The organism is Bradyrhizobium sp. 2TAF36, assembly GCF_052114925.1.
Lineage (GTDB): Bacteria > Pseudomonadota > Alphaproteobacteria > Rhizobiales > Xanthobacteraceae > Bradyrhizobium > Bradyrhizobium barranii.
Genome location: NZ_JBFRFR010000032.1, coordinates 115921 through 131476 on the forward strand (window position 1 = coordinate 115921; position 15556 = coordinate 131476).

Sequence of the window (15556 nt, forward strand, 5' to 3'; positions counted from 1 at the left end):
TGCTTCCGAACTCAAGTTGCAAGCAGGTTTTCCAGGGGGCAGAAGGCATGTCGCGTGCAGACGCCGCGAACGTGCGCGTCCAATCCGATTCGATCAAGGGATTGGCGCAATCGATCGCGAAACCTGCCTATCATCGGCTCCTGATCGCGGAGCCGGCGCTGCGCCGCGCCGTGCCGACGTTGATCATCGCGTTCCTGGTCACGATYTGTCTCGGCGCGTTCGTGCAGGTCGTCGATCAGACGCGCCAGAAGCGGCAGGTGCTCCGCCACGACATCTCGGCGCTGGCCGACCTGCTCGCAGAGCGGATCGATCGCCTGACCTCGTCGCGGCAGGAGCGGCTCAAGAACATCGAGAACCTGCCGACGCTGCTGCCCGATCTGATCCCGTCCTGGGGCACGGCCTCCGGCCGCCACGTCGTCGTCACCTCGGCCGGCGTCGACCGCCGCATCCTCGCCCGCATTCCGATCGACCGCGACCCCTCAGGCAACGACCGCCTGCTCGATGCCATCACCACGGCGCAACTGCTCGCGGCGCCGCCGCGCGACAGCAACGTCTCCGACATGACGCTGCCGAACGGCAACGCCGCAATGGTGACCTCGCGGCAGATCAAGTCGCTGCCGGGCCTCGTCACCGTGATCCAGGAGCGCAACGAGCCGATCTGGGGCTCGGACGCCGCGCTCTCGGTGACGCTGTCGGCGACCACCGGCTTCGTCGTTCTGATCCTCGGCTTCGCCTTCCACTGGCAGTCCACCCGCGCCCGCGAGGGCGACCTCATCAACGACGCCGTGCGCGGCCGCATCGACACCGCGCTCAACCGCGGCCGCTGCGGCCTGTGGGACTGGGATCTGTCGCGCGGCCGGATCTTCTGGTCGCAGTCGATGTTTTCGATGCTCGGCCTCGACGGCCGTAACGAGCTCCTCACCTTCGGCGAGGTCAATGCGCTGGTGAAGTCCGACGACATCGACCTGTTCGAGATCGCCGACCAGCTCATCTCCGGGAAGATCGACCATATCGACCAGACCTTCCGCATGCAGCACGTCGACGGTCACTGGATCTGGCTCCGCGTCCGCTGCGAGAAGACGCACGGGGCGACCGATTCCAGCGTGCACCTGATCGGCATCGCCGTCGACATCACCGAGCAGAAGAGCCTTGCTGAACGCACCGTCGAAGCCGACCTCCGCCTGCGCGACGCCATCGAGACCATTCCGGAGGCCTTCGTGCTGTGGGACGCGAGCGACCGCCTCGTGCTCTGCAACTCGCACTTCCAGCGCCTGCACAAGCTGCCCGACACCGCCGTCATCCCCGGCACCTCCTACGAGACCGTGCTCGAGGTCGGCCGGATGCCGGAGGTGCGCACCCGCCACAACGAGACGGCCAGCCAGGGTCCGGGCGCACGCACCTTCGAGGCGCAGCTCGACGACGGCAGCTGGCTGCACATCAGCGAGCGCCGCACCAAGGACGGTGGCTACGTCTCGGTCGGCACCGACATCACCCGCATCAAGGAGCACGAGCAGAAGCTGGTCGACAACGATCTGCGCCTGCGCGCCACCGTCATCGACCTGAAGCGCTCCCAGGCCGCGCTGGAGCGCCAGACCAACGAGCTCGCCGACCTCGCCGAGAAGTATCAGCGCGAGAAGACCCGCGCCGAGGAAGCCAACCAGACCAAGTCGAAATTCCTCGCCAATATGAGCCACGAGCTGCGCACGCCGCTGAACGCCATCATCGGCTTCTCCGAGATCATGGGCTCGGGCATGTTCGGCGAGCTCGGCTCGGAGAAGTACCAGGAATACTGCCAGGACATCCTGACCAGCGGCCATTACCTGCTCGAAGTCATCAACGACATCCTCGACATGTCCAAGATCGAAGCCGGCCGCATGAAGCTCGACATGGAAGAGCTCGACCTCGGACAGACGCTCGCGGAGTCCCTCCGTGTCGTCTCCGGCCGCGCACAAGACAAGCATCTGACGCTCGACGCCGGGATCGAGAAATCGATCTCGGTCGTTGCCGACCGCCGCGCGACCAAGCAGATCATCGTCAACCTGCTCTCCAATGCGGTGAAGTTCACGCCCGACGGCGGACGCATCGTGGTGCGCAGTCGGCAGCTCGACGACAAGATCGTGCTGTTGATCGCCGACACCGGCATCGGGATCGCGCCGCATTCGCTGGCACGGCTCGGCCGCCCGTTCGAGCAGGTCGAGAGCCAGCTCACCAAGACCTATCACGGCTCCGGACTTGGACTTGCGATCGCGCGCTCGCTGGCGCAGCTCCACGGCGGCTCGATGCGGCTGCGCTCGAAGATCGAGGTGGGCACCGTCGTCCGCGTGACCCTGCCGCGCGATGCGATCAAGGCGGCGTCCGGGATGTCGGCTGCGGCCTAGTGCATTATCGGTTCTGATTGGATCAGAACCGAAGCTCTGGATTCTTGTTTTGACGCGTTTTCTTCACGCGAACCGGTATCCACTTCGCTCGAAAACGCTGTAGACCCTACAATTGCAGCGACGGCGCGACTTCGCGCGCGACGTTGACCAGCGCCGCAATCAGCGGCGTCATCGGATCGCGCTGCGGAATCACCATGCCGATGCTGTAATTGACATCAGGATCGGTGATCGGGATCGAGCGCACCGTATCGGACAGGCCGAGCGTCTCGGCAAGCTTGGCCGGCATCACGCTCGCCCAGCGCCCCGTCTTCACATGCGTGAACAGCACGAGCAGCGAGTTCGAGGTCAGGGTTGGCGTCGCCTCCGCGCCGACCGAGCGGAGCGCGCGGTCGATGATGCGGCGGTTCTGCATGTCGGGCGTCAGCAGGCACAGCGGCACCTGCCCGACCTCCTTCCACGTCACCGTCTCGCGATCGCCGAACATTCCGTCCGGCGCGGTCAGCAGGCGATAGCTCTCGTTGTAGAGCGGAATGGTGCGCACCTTGCCGATCGGCTCGTTCTCGATATAGGTCAGGCCCGCATCGACCTCGAGATTTTCGAGCAGCCCGAGCACCTCTGATGAGGTGGTGGACTGGATGCGGAAGCGCACCTCGGGATGCTTGGCGCGGAACGGCGTCGTCAGCTGGGCGACCATGCCGAGCACGGTCGGGATCGCCGCGATGCGGATTTCGCCGGAGAGCTTGTGCTTCAGCCCGTTGATCTCGTCACGCATGGCGCGGGCATCGCCCACGATCCGCCGCGCCCAATCCAGCGCCCGCTCGCCCTCGGGGGTAAAACCCTGGAAGCGGGAGCCGCGCTGGACCAGCATCACGCCGAGGATCTCCTCGAGCTGCTTGAGCCCGGTCGACATCGTCGGTTGCGTCACGCCGCAGACTTCTGCCGCGCGTCCGAAATGCCGCTCCTTCGCCAGCGCCAGCAGCAGTTCAAGCTTGTCGATCAACCGGTCGTCCCCTCGGATGCCATCGTGGCACGCAAGCTAGCACGGCAGGTCATTACCAACACGGAAAAACCGGCAAGCGGAACGCGATTAATTGCATTTCCGTATCGTCTGATTGCACTTCCAAATCGATCGCAATTCGCAATCGCAGCATGAGACAGCTTTATTGATCTTCGAACGATTCCAAATAGTTTGCGATCAAGGGACGCTCAATCTGAGAACAAAGAATGACAGCGGTTTACGAGCCTTGGGACGAGACGCGCGGCGCCGAGATCATCGCCGAACATGCGAAGCAAGAGGGCGCGACGCTGGTCATCCTGCACGCCCTTCAGGAGGCGTTCGGCTACGTGCCGGAGGCGGCGATCCCCATGGTGGCGCAGGCGCTGAATCTGTCGCGCGCCGAGGTGCATGGCGTGTTCACCTTCTACCATGATTTCAGGCACAAGCCGGCCGGGCGTCATGTCCTGAAGCTTTGTCGCGCGGAAGCGTGTCAGGCTGCGGGGGGCGATGCTCTCGCTGCGCGCGCCGAGGCGAAGCTTGGCGTGCCCCTCGGTAACACGACCGCCGATGATCGCGTCACGCTGGAGCCGATCTACTGCCTCGGGCTGTGCGCGACCGCACCGTCCGCCATGCTCGACGGCCGCCTCATTGGCCGGCTCGATGAGAAGCGCCTCGATGCACTGGTCGCGGAGGCACAGCGATGAGCATGCGTCTATTCGTCTCACGCGATGCGGGTGCGATTGCGGTTGGCGCCGACGAGGTTGCGCTGGCGCTGGAGCAGGATGCGGCCAAGCGCGGCGTTGCAGTCGAGATCGTCAGGACTGGCTCGCGCGGCATGTACTGGCTGGAGCCGCTGGTCGAGGTTGCGACGCCGCAGGGCCGGATCGCCTTCGGCCCGGTGACCGAGGCCGATGTGCCCTCCCTGCTCGACGCCCTCGCCAGCAACACGCCGCATCTGCTGCGGCTCGGAGCGACCGACGAGATCCCCTGGCTGAAGCGCCAGACCCGCCTCACCTTCGCCCGCTGCGGCGTGATCGATCCGCGCTCGCTTGACGACTACCGCGCCCATGGCGGCTATAAGGGCCTCGAGCGCGCGCTGTCGCTCGGCTCGGATGCGATCCTCGCCGAGGTCACCGCATCCGGCCTGCGTGGCCGCGGCGGTGCGGGCTTCCCGACCGGCATCAAGTGGAAGACCGTCGCGCAAGCGAAGGCCGACCGCAAGTTCATCGTCTGCAACGCCGACGAAGGCGACAGTGGCACCTTCGCCGACCGCATGATCATGGAAGGCGACCCCTTCCTGGTGATCGAGGGCATGACCACCGCCGGCATCACCGTCGGCGCGACCAAGGGCTACATCTACATCCGCAGCGAATACCCCCACGCCGTCGAAGCGATGAACGCGGCCATCAAGGCAGCAAAGCGCGGCGGCTATCTCGGCGACAAGATCGGCGGCTCCACCTACAGCTTCGATCTCGAAGTGCGGGTCGGCGCCGGCGCTTACGTTTGCGGCGAAGAGACCTCGCTGCTGGAGAGTCTCGAAGGACGCCGCGGCCTGGTCCGCGCCAAGCCGCCGCTGCCGGCGCATCACGGCCTGTTCGGCAAGCCGACCGTCATCAACAACGTGCTGTCATTCGCGGCGATCCCCTTCATCCTCGCCGAAGGTGCCAAGGCCTATGCTGATTTCGGCATGGGCCGCTCGCGCGGCACGATGCCGATCCAGCTCGCCGGCAACATACGCCATGGCGGGCTGTTCGAGACCGCGTTCGGCGTGACGCTTGGCGAGCTCGTTGACGACATCGGCGGTGGCACGCTCACGGGCCGCCCGGTCCGCGCGGTGCAGGTCGGCGGCCCGCTCGGCGCCTATTTCCCGCGCGCGCTGTTCGACACCCCGTTCGACTACGAAGCCTTCGCCGCACGCGACGGCTTGATCGGCCATGGCGGCATCGTCGTGTTCGACGACAGCGTCGACATGCGCAACCAAGCGCGCTTCGCCATGGAATTCTGCGCCATCGAATCCTGCGGCAAGTGCACGCCCTGCCGGATCGGCTCGACCCGTGGCGTCGAGACCATCGAGAAGATCATCCGCGGCGAGCGCGTGAGCGAAAATCTCGCGCTCGTCGAGGACCTCTGCAACACCATGAAATTCGGCTCGCTCTGCGCACTCGGGGGCTTCACGCCCTACCCCGTGCTCAGCGCATTGAAGCATTTCCGGGAAGATTTCATCCCGGCCCCGACCACGCTTCAGGCCGCGGAATAGGAGAACGACGATGTCTCTGATCGAAGAAATCGACTACGGCACACCGCGCTCCAAATCGACGACGATGGTGACGCTGACCATCGACGGCAACCAGGTCACGGTGCCCGAGGGCACCTCGATCATGCGGGCCGCGATGGATGCAGGCCACCAGATCCCAAAGCTCTGCGCGACCGACATGGTCGACGCGTTCGGCTCCTGCCGTCTCTGCGTCGTCGAGATCGAGGGCCGCGCCGGCACGCCCGCTTCCTGCACCACGCCGGTCATGAGCGGCCTCGTCGTGCACACCCAGAGCGAACGGCTGAAGAAGCTGCGCAAGGGCGTGATGGAGCTCTACATCTCCGACCATCCGCTCGACTGTCTCACCTGCGGCGCCAATGGCGATTGCGAATTGCAGGACATGGCCGGCGCCGTGGGCCTCCGCGACGTGCGCTACGGCTATGAGGGCGAGAACCACGTCTTCGCCAAATCCAACGGCGAGGTCAACGCCGCCTGGATGCCCAAGGACGAATCCAACCCCTATTTCACCTACGATCCGTCGAAGTGCATCGTCTGCTCGCGCTGCGTCCGCGCCTGCGAGGAAGTGCAAGGCACCTTCGCACTGACCATCTCGGGCCGCGGCTTCGACAGCCGTGTTTCGCCCGGCATGAGCGAGAGCTTCCTCGGCTCCGAATGCGTCTCCTGCGGCGCCTGCGTGCAGGCTTGCCCGACCGCGACGCTGACGGAAAAGTCGGTGATCGAGATCGGCCAGCCCGAGCACTCCGTCGTCACCACCTGSGCTTATTGCGGCGTCGGCTGCGCCTTCAAGGCCGAGATGCGCGGCGAGGAAGTCGTGCGCATGGTGCCGTACAAGGACGGCAAGGCCAATCGCGGCCATTCCTGCGTCAAGGGCCGCTTCGCCTGGGGCTACACCAACCACAAGGAGCGTATCCTCAACCCGATGATCCGCGAGCGGATCGAGGATCCCTGGCGCGAAGTGTCCTGGGATGAGGCGTTCTCGTTTGCCGCTGCCAAGATGCGCGGCATCCAGAAGAAATACGGCCGTGACGCCATCGGCGGCATCACTTCGTCCCGCTGCACCAATGAAGAAACCTATCTGGTGCAGAAGCTGATCCGCGGCGGCTTCGGCAACAACAATGTCGACACCTGCGCCCGCGTCTGCCATTCGCCGACCGGCTACGGCCTGTCGCAGACCTTCGGCACGTCGGCCGGCACGCAGGACTTCGACTCGGTGGAAGATACCGACGTCGCGGTCATCATTGGTGCAAATCCCGCCTCCGCCCACCCGGTGTTCGCGTCGCGCCTGAAGAAGCGGCTGCGCCAGGGCGCCAAGCTGATCGTGATCGATCCGCGCCGCACCGAAATGGTGGAATCGCCGCACGTGAAGGCGCTGCACCTGCCGCTGATGCCCGGCACCAACGTTGCGGTCGTGACCGCGCTGGCTCATGTCATCGTCACCGAGGGCCTCGCCAACGAAGCCTTCGTGCGCGAGCGCTGCGACTGGGCCGAGTTCGAGGAATGGGCCGCCTTCGTCGCCCAGCCGAAACACAGCCCCGAAGCCACCGCGATCCTGACCGGCGTCGATCCGCAGGTGTTGCGTGAAGCCGCGCGCATCTACGCCACCGGCGGCAATGGCGCGATCTATTACGGCCTCGGCGTCACCGAGCACAGCCAGGGCTCGACCACGGTGATCGCGATCGCCAACCTCGCGATGGCGACCGGCAATATCGGCCGCCCCGGCGTCGGCGTGAACCCGTTGCGCGGCCAGAACAACGTGCAGGGTTCCTGCGACATGGGCTCGTTCCCGCACGAGCTGCCGGGCTATCGCCACATCTCGGGCGACGCTGTGCGCGACCAGTTTGAGGCGCTCTGGAACGTCAAGCTCAACCCGGAGCCGGGCCTGCGCATTCCCAACATGTTCGATGCCGCGATCGAAGGCACGTTCATGGGCATCTACGTGCAGGGCGAGGACATCCTCCAGTCCGATCCCAACACCAAGCACGTGGTGGCGGCGCTGTCGTCGATGGAATGCGTCATCGTTCACGACCTCTTCCTGAACGAGACCGCGAACTACGCCCATGTCTTCCTGCCCGGCTCGAGCTTCCTCGAGAAGGACGGCACCTTCACCAATGCCGAGCGCCGCATCCAGCGCGTCCGCAAGGTGATGACGCCGAAGAACGGCATGGCCGACTGGGAGGTCACCATCGCCCTCGCCAAGGCCATGGGCTTCGAGATGAACTACAGCCATCCGTCCGAGATCATGGACGAGATCGCGGCACTGACGCCGACGTTTACCGGCGTCTCCTACGCCAAGCTCGACGAACTCGGCTCGGTGCAGTGGCCCTGCAACGAGAAGGCGCCGGAGGGCACCCCGGTGATGCATATCGGCGGCTTCGTSCGCGGCAAGGGCAAGTTCATCGTCACGGAATATGTCGCGACCGACGAGCGCACCGGTCCCCGCTTCCCGCTGCTGCTCACCACGGGCCGCATCCTCAGCCAGTACAATGTCGGCGCGCAGACAAGGCGCACCGAGAACGTGGTCTGGCATGCCGAGGACCGGCTCGAGATTCATCCGCACGACGCCGAGCAGCGCGGTGTGCGCGACGGCGACTGGGTGCGGCTCGCGAGCCGTGCGGGCGAAACCACGCTGCGCGCGGAGATCACCGACCGCGTCTCACCGGGCGTCGTCTACACCACCTTCCATCACCCGGACACGCAGGCCAACGTCATCACCACCGACTATTCGGATTGGGCCACCAACTGCCCCGAATACAAGGTCACGGCGGTGCAGATCTCGCCGTCGAACGGCCCGTCCGACTGGCAGAAGGCCTATGACGCGCAGGCGCAGCACTCCCGCCGCATCGCGCCGGCCGAGGCAGCGGAGTAACGGCATGCACGTGCCGGTCCAGGCCATCGACCGCGAGATCTGGCGCGACGGAGTCGCGTCCGAAGGCGCGCGCCTGATCCCGGAGGAGACGCCGCTGGCGCTGACCTATAACGGCGGCAGCTATGCCGTCATGATGGGGACTCCACAGAACCTCGAGGATTTTGCGGTCGGCTTCAGCCTGGACGAAGGCATCATCAGGTCGGTCGACGACATCAAGTCGCTCGAAGTGGTCCGCCTCGACGACGGCATCGAGCTGCGCATGTGGCTGGCGTCGGAAGATGCCGCGCGCATCAGCGAGCGGCGGCGGCACATTGCCGGCCCGACCGGCTGCGGCATTTGCGGCATCGATTCAATCGCCGAGGCCGTGCGGCCCGCGGCCGTCGTCCCACCAGGGTCCAGCTTCACGCCGCAACAGATCATGACGGCGATGCAGGCGATCGCGCCCCTGCAATCGATCAACATGCAGACGCGCGCGGTCCACGCTGCAGCCTTCTGGTCGCCATCGAATGGCATTGTGGCCCTGCGCGAGGACGTCGGCCGCCATAACGCGCTAGACAAGCTCGCAGGTTCGCTGGCGCGCAGCCGGACGGACGCTAGCGTGGGCATGGTGCTGCTGACGAGCCGTGTCTCGGTCGAGATGGTGCAGAAGACGGCCGCAATCGGCGCCCCGGTGCTGGTCGCCGTTTCGGCGCCCACCGCGCTCGCGGTTCGCACCGCGGAGGCCGCCGGCATCACGTTGATCGCGATTGCCCGCAGCGATGGGTTTGAAGTATTCACGCACCAGAGTCGCGTTACGGCTCATCGTGCTCGGGAGATTATCGATGTCGTCGCCTGACCGCCTCGTCTACATGGCCAACCAGATCGGTACCTTCTTCAAGAGCCAAGGTCACGACAAGGCCGTGCCGGGAATCGCCGACCACATCAAGAAGTTCTGGGATCCCCGGATGAAGCGCGCGATCTTCGCTCATCTCGACGCGGGCGGCGCAGGCCTGGAGCCGAACGTGCGCGAGGCTCTTACCTCGCTGAAGCAGACGACGTCCCTTCCAGCAGCGCCGTAAATACGCGCCTCACCTCGCTCTGCGTTTCCTTCACGCGCGCCTCCAGTGACGAGAAGTCGGGCGCATCGCCGGCGCGCGCCATCACGCGCTGAAGGTCGGTGCCGGCAGTCTCGGGCTTGAAGCCGTCGCTGACGCAGAGCCGCAGGATCTGCGTCAGGTCGTGATAGAGCCGCGCCGCCGCGCGCAGGATCTCCGCCTCCGATTGCGGGAGCACGTTGAGCTTGGCGGCGTTGTCCAGAACCTGAAGGGTGCTGACGTCGAGAATTTCAGGCTTGTCATGGGCGTGCACGAGCTGGAGATATTGCGCGATGAAGTCGATATCGACCATGCCGCCTGCAGCGTATTTGAGATCCCAATGGTCGCTATCGCCCTTCTCCTGCGCGATGGCGCGCCGCATGTCGGCGACGTCGTTGGCAATGGTCGCCCGATCGCGGCGGCGGGTCAGGACATCGCGGATGATACGCTCGATCCGCTCACGGAATTCACCCGAGGCCGATACCACGCGGGCGCGGGTCAGGGCCATGTGCTCCCAGGTCCAGGCCTCGTTGGCCTGGTAGTCCGCGAATGAGACGAGGCTCGACGCCACCGGACCGGCGCGTCCCGACGGGCGCAGCCGCATGTCGATCTCGTACAGCACGCCGTAATTGGTGCGTGTGGTGAAGGCACTGATCAGGCGCTGGGTGAAGCGCGCGAAGTAGTGGGCGCCCTGAAGCGATTTGGCCCCGTCGGAGTCCGGATTGTCGCTGTCGAAATCGTACAGCAGGATCAGGTCGAGATCGGACGATGCCGTCATCTCGCGGCTGCCGAGCCGGCCCATCGCGATGATCGCGGTCTCCTGATCCTTGATACGTCCGTGTTGGGCGGCGAAGCGTTCGGCGACAAGATCGTGCACGGTGTGGACGATGCCTTCGGCGACATCGGCGAAAGCCGTGCTGGCCTGCTGCGCCGAGACCGTACCGGAGAGAATGCGCGTGCCGATCAGGAACAGGCTCTCCTGCCCGAACAGGCGGAGACGGTCGAGAAATTCCTCATAGGAGTCGGCGTCGCGCACCGTCGCGGCCAATCGCGCCGACAATTCCCGCTTGTCCGGCATCGCGCCGAAGAATCTGGGATCGATCAGGCCGTCCATGAGCTGCGGCTTCCGCGCCAGCATCTCGCCGAGCCGCGGCGCCGCGCCCAGCACCAGCGCCACGAGCGCGACGAGATCGCGGTTCYGGCCGAGCAGCGTGATCAGCCGCCCGCCAAGCTGGAGTGCCTGGAGGAACTGATCGAACGCCACGACGGCGCGATCCGGCTCCTCGGCCCGCGCGAGGCCGTCGATCAGGGCCGGCACGAACTCGACGAAAGCGCTTCGCGTCTGGTCGTTGCGGAACACGCGGTAGTCGCCTGTGATCCAGTCACGTATGGTCTGCGCGAGTGCGGCCGGCTTCTTGAAGCCGAGCGTCGTCAAATATTGCAGTAGGCGCGGATCGTCAGGACCTGCACTGTAGTCGAGCGCCGGCAGCTTTGCCGTGCCGGTCGGGTCATCGCCCTCGAACAGCTTTTCGTAGTGTCCCTGCACGATCTGGAGCTGCCGCAACAGGTCGCGCGCGAAGGCTTCGCGATCCGGATAGCCGAAGAAGCGCGCAAAGCGCTCGACCGCCTCCTTGTCGTCGGGCAACGCATGGGTCTGCTCGTCGGCGATCATCTGGAGGCGGTGCTCGACACGGCGCAGGAATTCATAGGCAATGGTCAGCTCGTCACGCGCGGCAAAGGTGATCCAGTTGCTGGTGGCGAGAATATCGAGCGCGGCGAGCGTCGGCCGCACCCGCAACTCCGGATGGCGACCGCCGGCGATCAGCTGCTGCGTCTGCGCGAAAAATTCGATCTCCCGAATGCCGCCACGCCCGACCTTGACGTTGTGCCCCTCGACCGCGATCTCGCTCTGGCCGCGATAGGTCTGCATCTGCCGCTTCATGTCGTGGACGTCGGCAAGCGCGGCGAAGTCGAGATGCTTGCGCCAGACGAAGGGCGCGATTTCGGCGAGCAGCGCCTCGCCCGCTTTGGCATCGCCGGCACAGGCACGCGCCTTGATCATCGCGGCGCGCTCCCAGGTGCGCCCTTCCCGCTCGTAATAGTTCAGCGCGGCGTCTCGCGAAATCGCCACTTGCGTCGAGGACGGATCGGGACGCAGGCGCAGGTCGACGCGGAAGACGTAGCCGTCATAGGTACGCTGCTGGAGAATGCGCGCCACGCCCTGCGTCACCCGCACGAAGAACGGCTGCGGCTCGATGTCGGGCGCGAGCGTCGTGGCATCGGGATCGAAGAACACGATGAGGTCGATGTCGCTGGAATAGTTCAGCTCGCCCGCCCCCATCTTGCCCATCGCGAGCACGATCAGGCCGCAGCCCTCTTCCGGAGCTTCGGGATTGGGCGGCAGGATTTTTCCACGTGCGGCTTCCTGACGCAGCTGATATTGGAGCGCCGCCTGCACCGAGGATACCGCGACATCGGTCAGCGCCGCCGTCACCCGCATCACCGGCCAGACGCCGCCGATATCGCACAGCGCGGTGAGAAGCGCCGCTTCCGCCTTCATCCTGCGAAGCCGCCGCATCACCTCGGCTTCATCGGTCGCCACAAGGACCGCATCCCTCGCCTCCGCGATGAGCGCGGCCAGATGCGCGTCCGGATCGCATTCGAGCAGCCGGATCAGGCGCGGCGCCTCGGCGCGCGCGAGATCAAACAGATAGGGTGAGAATTCGGCGATGCCGGCCAAAATATCCCGCGCGAAGGGATGGACCAGCAGGGCCTCGAGACGGGCTGATTGAACCGGCTCGAGCTCAGCCAGCCAGTTTTCAAGACGTCGTTCTTCAGTTGTGGAAGCGGCAATATGGGGAGCCTCCGCGAAGCGCGCGGCCAGGCCCTCACCATGCTTGTCCGCGTTTCCCGGCGCGGAGTGGTTCATGCCACCTTCTGTGGCACATCCTGCATTGGCGGAGCAACCCTGTCGCCGACACGCGCCGGGAGCACCAGCGTGGCGACGAGGCCGGGCTGGGCATCACCCAGCCGCAATTCTCCGCCATGTAATGTCGCAACCGCGGCGGCAAGGCTGAGACCGAGGCCGGAGCCCGGCAGCGTGCGGCTGGCTTCAAGCCGCACGAATCGCTCGACGACATGCTTGCGGTCGGCTTCGGGGATACCAGGGCCGCGATCGGTGACGCTGAGCAGCACCTGGTCGCCCTCGCGCTTCGCCTCGATGATGATCTGCCTGCTGTCCATGCTGACCACGGTTCCACCGGTCTGCGCGACCGGCTTGCCGTATTTGATCGCGTTCTCGACCAGGTTGGCGAGCGCCTGGCTGATCAATTCGCGGTTGGCGTGAACCGGCGAGGGATTGGTCTTGACCTTCAAGGTCATGCCGTCCTCCTCGGCCAGCGGCTCGTAGAGCTCGTGGATGCCGCCCGCCACGTCGGCCGCGTCGAAATCGTCCATGTTGCCGCGCGCCTGTCCGGACTCGGCGCGCGCGATCATTAGGAGCGCATTGAAGGTGCGGATCAGGCCGTCGGATTCCTCGATGGTCCGCTCCAGCGCGACACGGTAATCGGCTTCGCTGCCCGATTTCGCCAGCGCCTCCTCGGCGCGGTTACGCAGGCGCGTCAGCGGCGTCTTGAGATCGTGCGCAATGTTGTCGGAGACCTCCTTCAGCCCCGCCATCAGCGCCTCGATCCGCTCCAACATGGCATTGAGGTTTTCCGCAAGACGATCGAGTTCGTCGCCGCTGCGCCCCACCGGCAGGCGCCCACTGAGATCGCCCGTCATGATGCGTTGCGCGGTGCCGGTCATCGCGTCGATGCGCCTCAACACCCTGCGCGCGACGAAGATGCCGCCGCCGAGGCCAAGCACTACGACGATCAGGACCGACCATTGCGCGGCCTTGGCGACGATGCCGAAGAGGCGCCGCCGCTCGGCGAGGTCGCGGCCGATCAGGAGCCGGAAGCCGTTTTCCAATTCGGTGACGCGCACGAGCGCGCGATGGTCGCGGTCATCCGCGTCCTCGATCCGGCGATAGGCGGTCTCCGTCCAGCCAAACGTCGCCATCACGCCCGGCGCCAGCGAGCCGACATTGCCGGCGATCGCCTGGCCCGTGGGCGTGGTCACAAGGTAGAGATTGGCGCCCGGTCGCAGTGCCCGATATTCGATCGCGCGTACGAGGCCGACCAGGCCGCGGCGGCCGTAGATCTCGTTGATCTCCGAGGTCTCGGCATTCACCGTCTGCGTGATCTCTTCGGTGATCAACCGCCGCGTGTTCCAGGCGAAATAGCCGAGCAGCGAGGCTGCGAACATCGCGAACAGCAGCAGGTAGACCAGCGTCAGCCGGAATGCCGTGGTGCGGACGAGTTTACCGAATGCCGTCACGGATCATGTATCCATTTTTAGTACCGCGCCTGCCATCACCGAGCATCGTCACATCTCGTATTCTGATTTGTTTACAGTAGCATAGCTTCAGGAACCATCGTCTGACTTCGCACAAATTCGCCGAACGCCAGCCGGTTCTGGCAAAAAAGTGGTAAGCTGACGCATCCGTCCCTTTATCGTATCCGTGATGGTCACACATCCCGACAAGTCGATTGTGGAACGACTGACCATGACCAGCAAAGCATCCGTGACGGTAGGTGGTATGCGGAGGGGGAACGTTAAAGTGACACTCAATTCGAACCAAGTTAAATCCCTGCAAGCTGGCGTTCATGCGGACACTGGGGGACTCTACTTGGCGGTGCGCGGGAGCGGTGATCGGGTGTCCGCTTCACTGACCTCGAAGGCAAGCGGGCGATACCTTACTCGCTCTCATCACCGGTGGCGGAACGCTTGGTAGCAAACAATAATTGCGAGGCCGAAAAGCCCCGTTCCTGATCAGGGATACGCTGGGTGCGATTTAACTGCAGAGGGTAAAAGACCCCCTGGACCGTTGAGCGTTCTGGTGGTGGTCGGTGGCGTAATGCTTGACGTCGATCGGATAGCATCGACCCGCTAGCGACAAAGCTTACGAACGACACAGCAGCCGACCGATTGACCGTGGCCGGCTTGTTGCTATCCGCGCCGGCCGGAGCGGCCCTGGTCTCTCTTACCCGTCCTCATTGGAGCTTCCTTGGAAGAGCTGGGGCCACTCCTGCTCTCGAAGAGAAGCGACATTCCGAACCGGCAGGCCCCCATCGTTTCGAAGACAGATTAAGCAATTCGGCGGTTCCTTCGGGGAACCGTAGAATACGTTTGAAATTTAACAAATTATTCCGCTAAATTTTCTCACTGGGGCTGTTTGCATATTTCACTTAGATCCTTTCGCCCGGCTTTTGCTCGGAAATGCGCAAGCCGTAGCAGATCCCCTGTCGCGTCCTACGTTGAATGGGTGCCCATGTGTATTTCCAAAGGCGCTCGCGAAGTGCTTTGCCTGACCAACGCCTTCAAGGAGATCAAGAGCCCGGGGACGCGACTAGCGGTTCTCCTGCTTATCGAAGAGCTGGCGCAGAAAGATGATCCACTCGTCCCAAAGAGATTCCCGCCGACCTTTCAGCGAATGGGGGGCGATTAGATTATAGACCGGCGGGCACCGCCGCTTGTGGTCTATGTAGCTTGCGGACCACCAGCATGAACCGGCGCGCCTGCTGAGACAGAGATAAATCCCAGGCTGAAAGCTGAATTCGAAGCGCAGGCGCTGGCTATCAGAAGCTTGCCGTCGAAAGGGCTGAACGGTTGCACCTGCCATTACGGCAATGCGCCGCCCGAACCGGCCTAATCCCCTGGACCAAGCCTAGTTCCCTCTTAACGATGCTCTCAGCTTTTCTGCGCTTCTGCCAACCAATGATCTACCCTGTCAGGGCATGAACCCGAATCGCCTTATCGCTGCGATGGGAATTTGCCTCGCTCTAATTGTCTACGCCACGTTGGCTAGACTGGCGGGTCGACCAGCATTGCTGGGCCACGCCGAAACGTATTGGGTCGTCGTCG

At 64.6% G+C, this 15556-nt stretch carries 9 protein-coding genes; 6 read left to right on the forward strand and 3 right to left on the reverse strand.

Going from position 1 to position 15556, the window contains the following annotated elements; translation table 11 throughout:
* Nucleotides 1-47: 47 nt before the first annotated feature.
* Nucleotides 48-2378, forward strand: coding sequence for a PAS domain-containing sensor histidine kinase (locus tag AB4Z51_RS19960; protein WP_135215009.1), 2331 nt, complete (start codon nucleotides 48-50; stop codon nucleotides 2376-2378).
* 106 nt (nucleotides 2379-2484) lie between these two features.
* Here AB4Z51_RS19960 and AB4Z51_RS19965 read toward each other — a convergent pair whose 3' ends face one another.
* A complete protein-coding gene (locus tag AB4Z51_RS19965) occupies nucleotides 2485-3378 on the reverse strand; it encodes a LysR family transcriptional regulator (protein WP_135215010.1) in 894 nt (297 codons plus the stop codon).
* Nucleotides 3379-3602: 224 nt separating this feature from the next.
* On the opposite strand from AB4Z51_RS19965, the gene AB4Z51_RS19970 reads away from it, so the two are divergent.
* The 5 genes from AB4Z51_RS19970 to AB4Z51_RS19990 are packed head-to-tail and all read left to right on the forward strand — an operon-like array spanning nucleotide 3603 to nucleotide 9574.
* Nucleotides 3603-4079 (forward strand): formate dehydrogenase subunit gamma, encoded by a 477-nt coding sequence (locus tag AB4Z51_RS19970; RefSeq protein ID WP_135215011.1) that lies wholly within the window; start codon nucleotides 3603-3605, stop codon nucleotides 4077-4079.
* Nucleotides 4076-5632, forward strand: coding sequence for a formate dehydrogenase beta subunit (locus AB4Z51_RS19975; protein WP_135215012.1), 1557 nt, complete (start codon nucleotides 4076-4078; stop codon nucleotides 5630-5632). Before AB4Z51_RS19970 ends, AB4Z51_RS19975 begins: the two co-directional genes overlap by 4 nt.
* 10 nt (nucleotides 5633-5642) lie before the next feature.
* Nucleotides 5643-8516: a formate dehydrogenase subunit alpha gene (gene fdhF, locus AB4Z51_RS19980; RefSeq protein ID WP_441497809.1), complete on the forward strand. Its 2874-nt coding sequence runs from the start codon at nucleotides 5643-5645 to the stop codon at nucleotides 8514-8516.
* Nucleotides 8517-8520: 4 nt separating this feature from the next.
* Entirely contained in the window at nucleotides 8521-9351 is an 831-nt protein-coding gene (gene fdhD, locus AB4Z51_RS19985) for a formate dehydrogenase accessory sulfurtransferase FdhD (protein ID WP_135215014.1), read from the forward strand.
* On the forward strand, nucleotides 9338-9574 hold the full coding sequence (locus AB4Z51_RS19990) for a formate dehydrogenase subunit delta (RefSeq protein WP_028151503.1): 237 nt from the start codon (nucleotides 9338-9340) through the stop codon (nucleotides 9572-9574). Before fdhD ends, AB4Z51_RS19990 begins: the two co-directional genes overlap by 14 nt.
* Here AB4Z51_RS19990 and AB4Z51_RS19995 read toward each other — a convergent pair.
* Together AB4Z51_RS19995 and AB4Z51_RS20000 are read right to left on the reverse strand one after the other, a co-directional pair.
* On the reverse strand, nucleotides 9531-12518 hold the full coding sequence (locus AB4Z51_RS19995) for a bifunctional [glutamine synthetase] adenylyltransferase/[glutamine synthetase]-adenylyl-L-tyrosine phosphorylase (protein WP_441497810.1): 2988 nt from the start codon (nucleotides 12516-12518) through the stop codon (nucleotides 9531-9533). The two genes, AB4Z51_RS19990 and AB4Z51_RS19995, sit on opposite strands and share 44 nt — an antisense overlap.
* On the reverse strand, nucleotides 12515-13969 hold the full coding sequence (locus AB4Z51_RS20000; RefSeq protein ID WP_135215016.1) for a sensor histidine kinase: 1455 nt from the start codon (nucleotides 13967-13969) through the stop codon (nucleotides 12515-12517). Before AB4Z51_RS20000 ends, AB4Z51_RS19995 begins: the two co-directional genes overlap by 4 nt.
* Nucleotides 13970-15556 lie beyond the last annotated feature (1587 nt).

Coding starts and splice junctions, on each gene's coding strand:
- AB4Z51_RS19990 (WP_028151503.1), top strand. CDS start 9,338: ATGTCGTCGCCTGACCGCCTCGTCTACATGGCCAACCAGATCGGTACC.
- fdhD (WP_135215014.1), top strand. CDS start 8,521: ATGCACGTGCCGGTCCAGGCCATCGACCGCGAGATCTGGCGCGACGGA.
- AB4Z51_RS19970 (WP_135215011.1), top strand. CDS start 3,603: ATGACAGCGGTTTACGAGCCTTGGGACGAGACGCGCGGCGCCGAGATC.
- AB4Z51_RS19975 (WP_135215012.1), top strand. CDS start 4,076: ATGAGCATGCGTCTATTCGTCTCACGCGATGCGGGTGCGATTGCGGTT.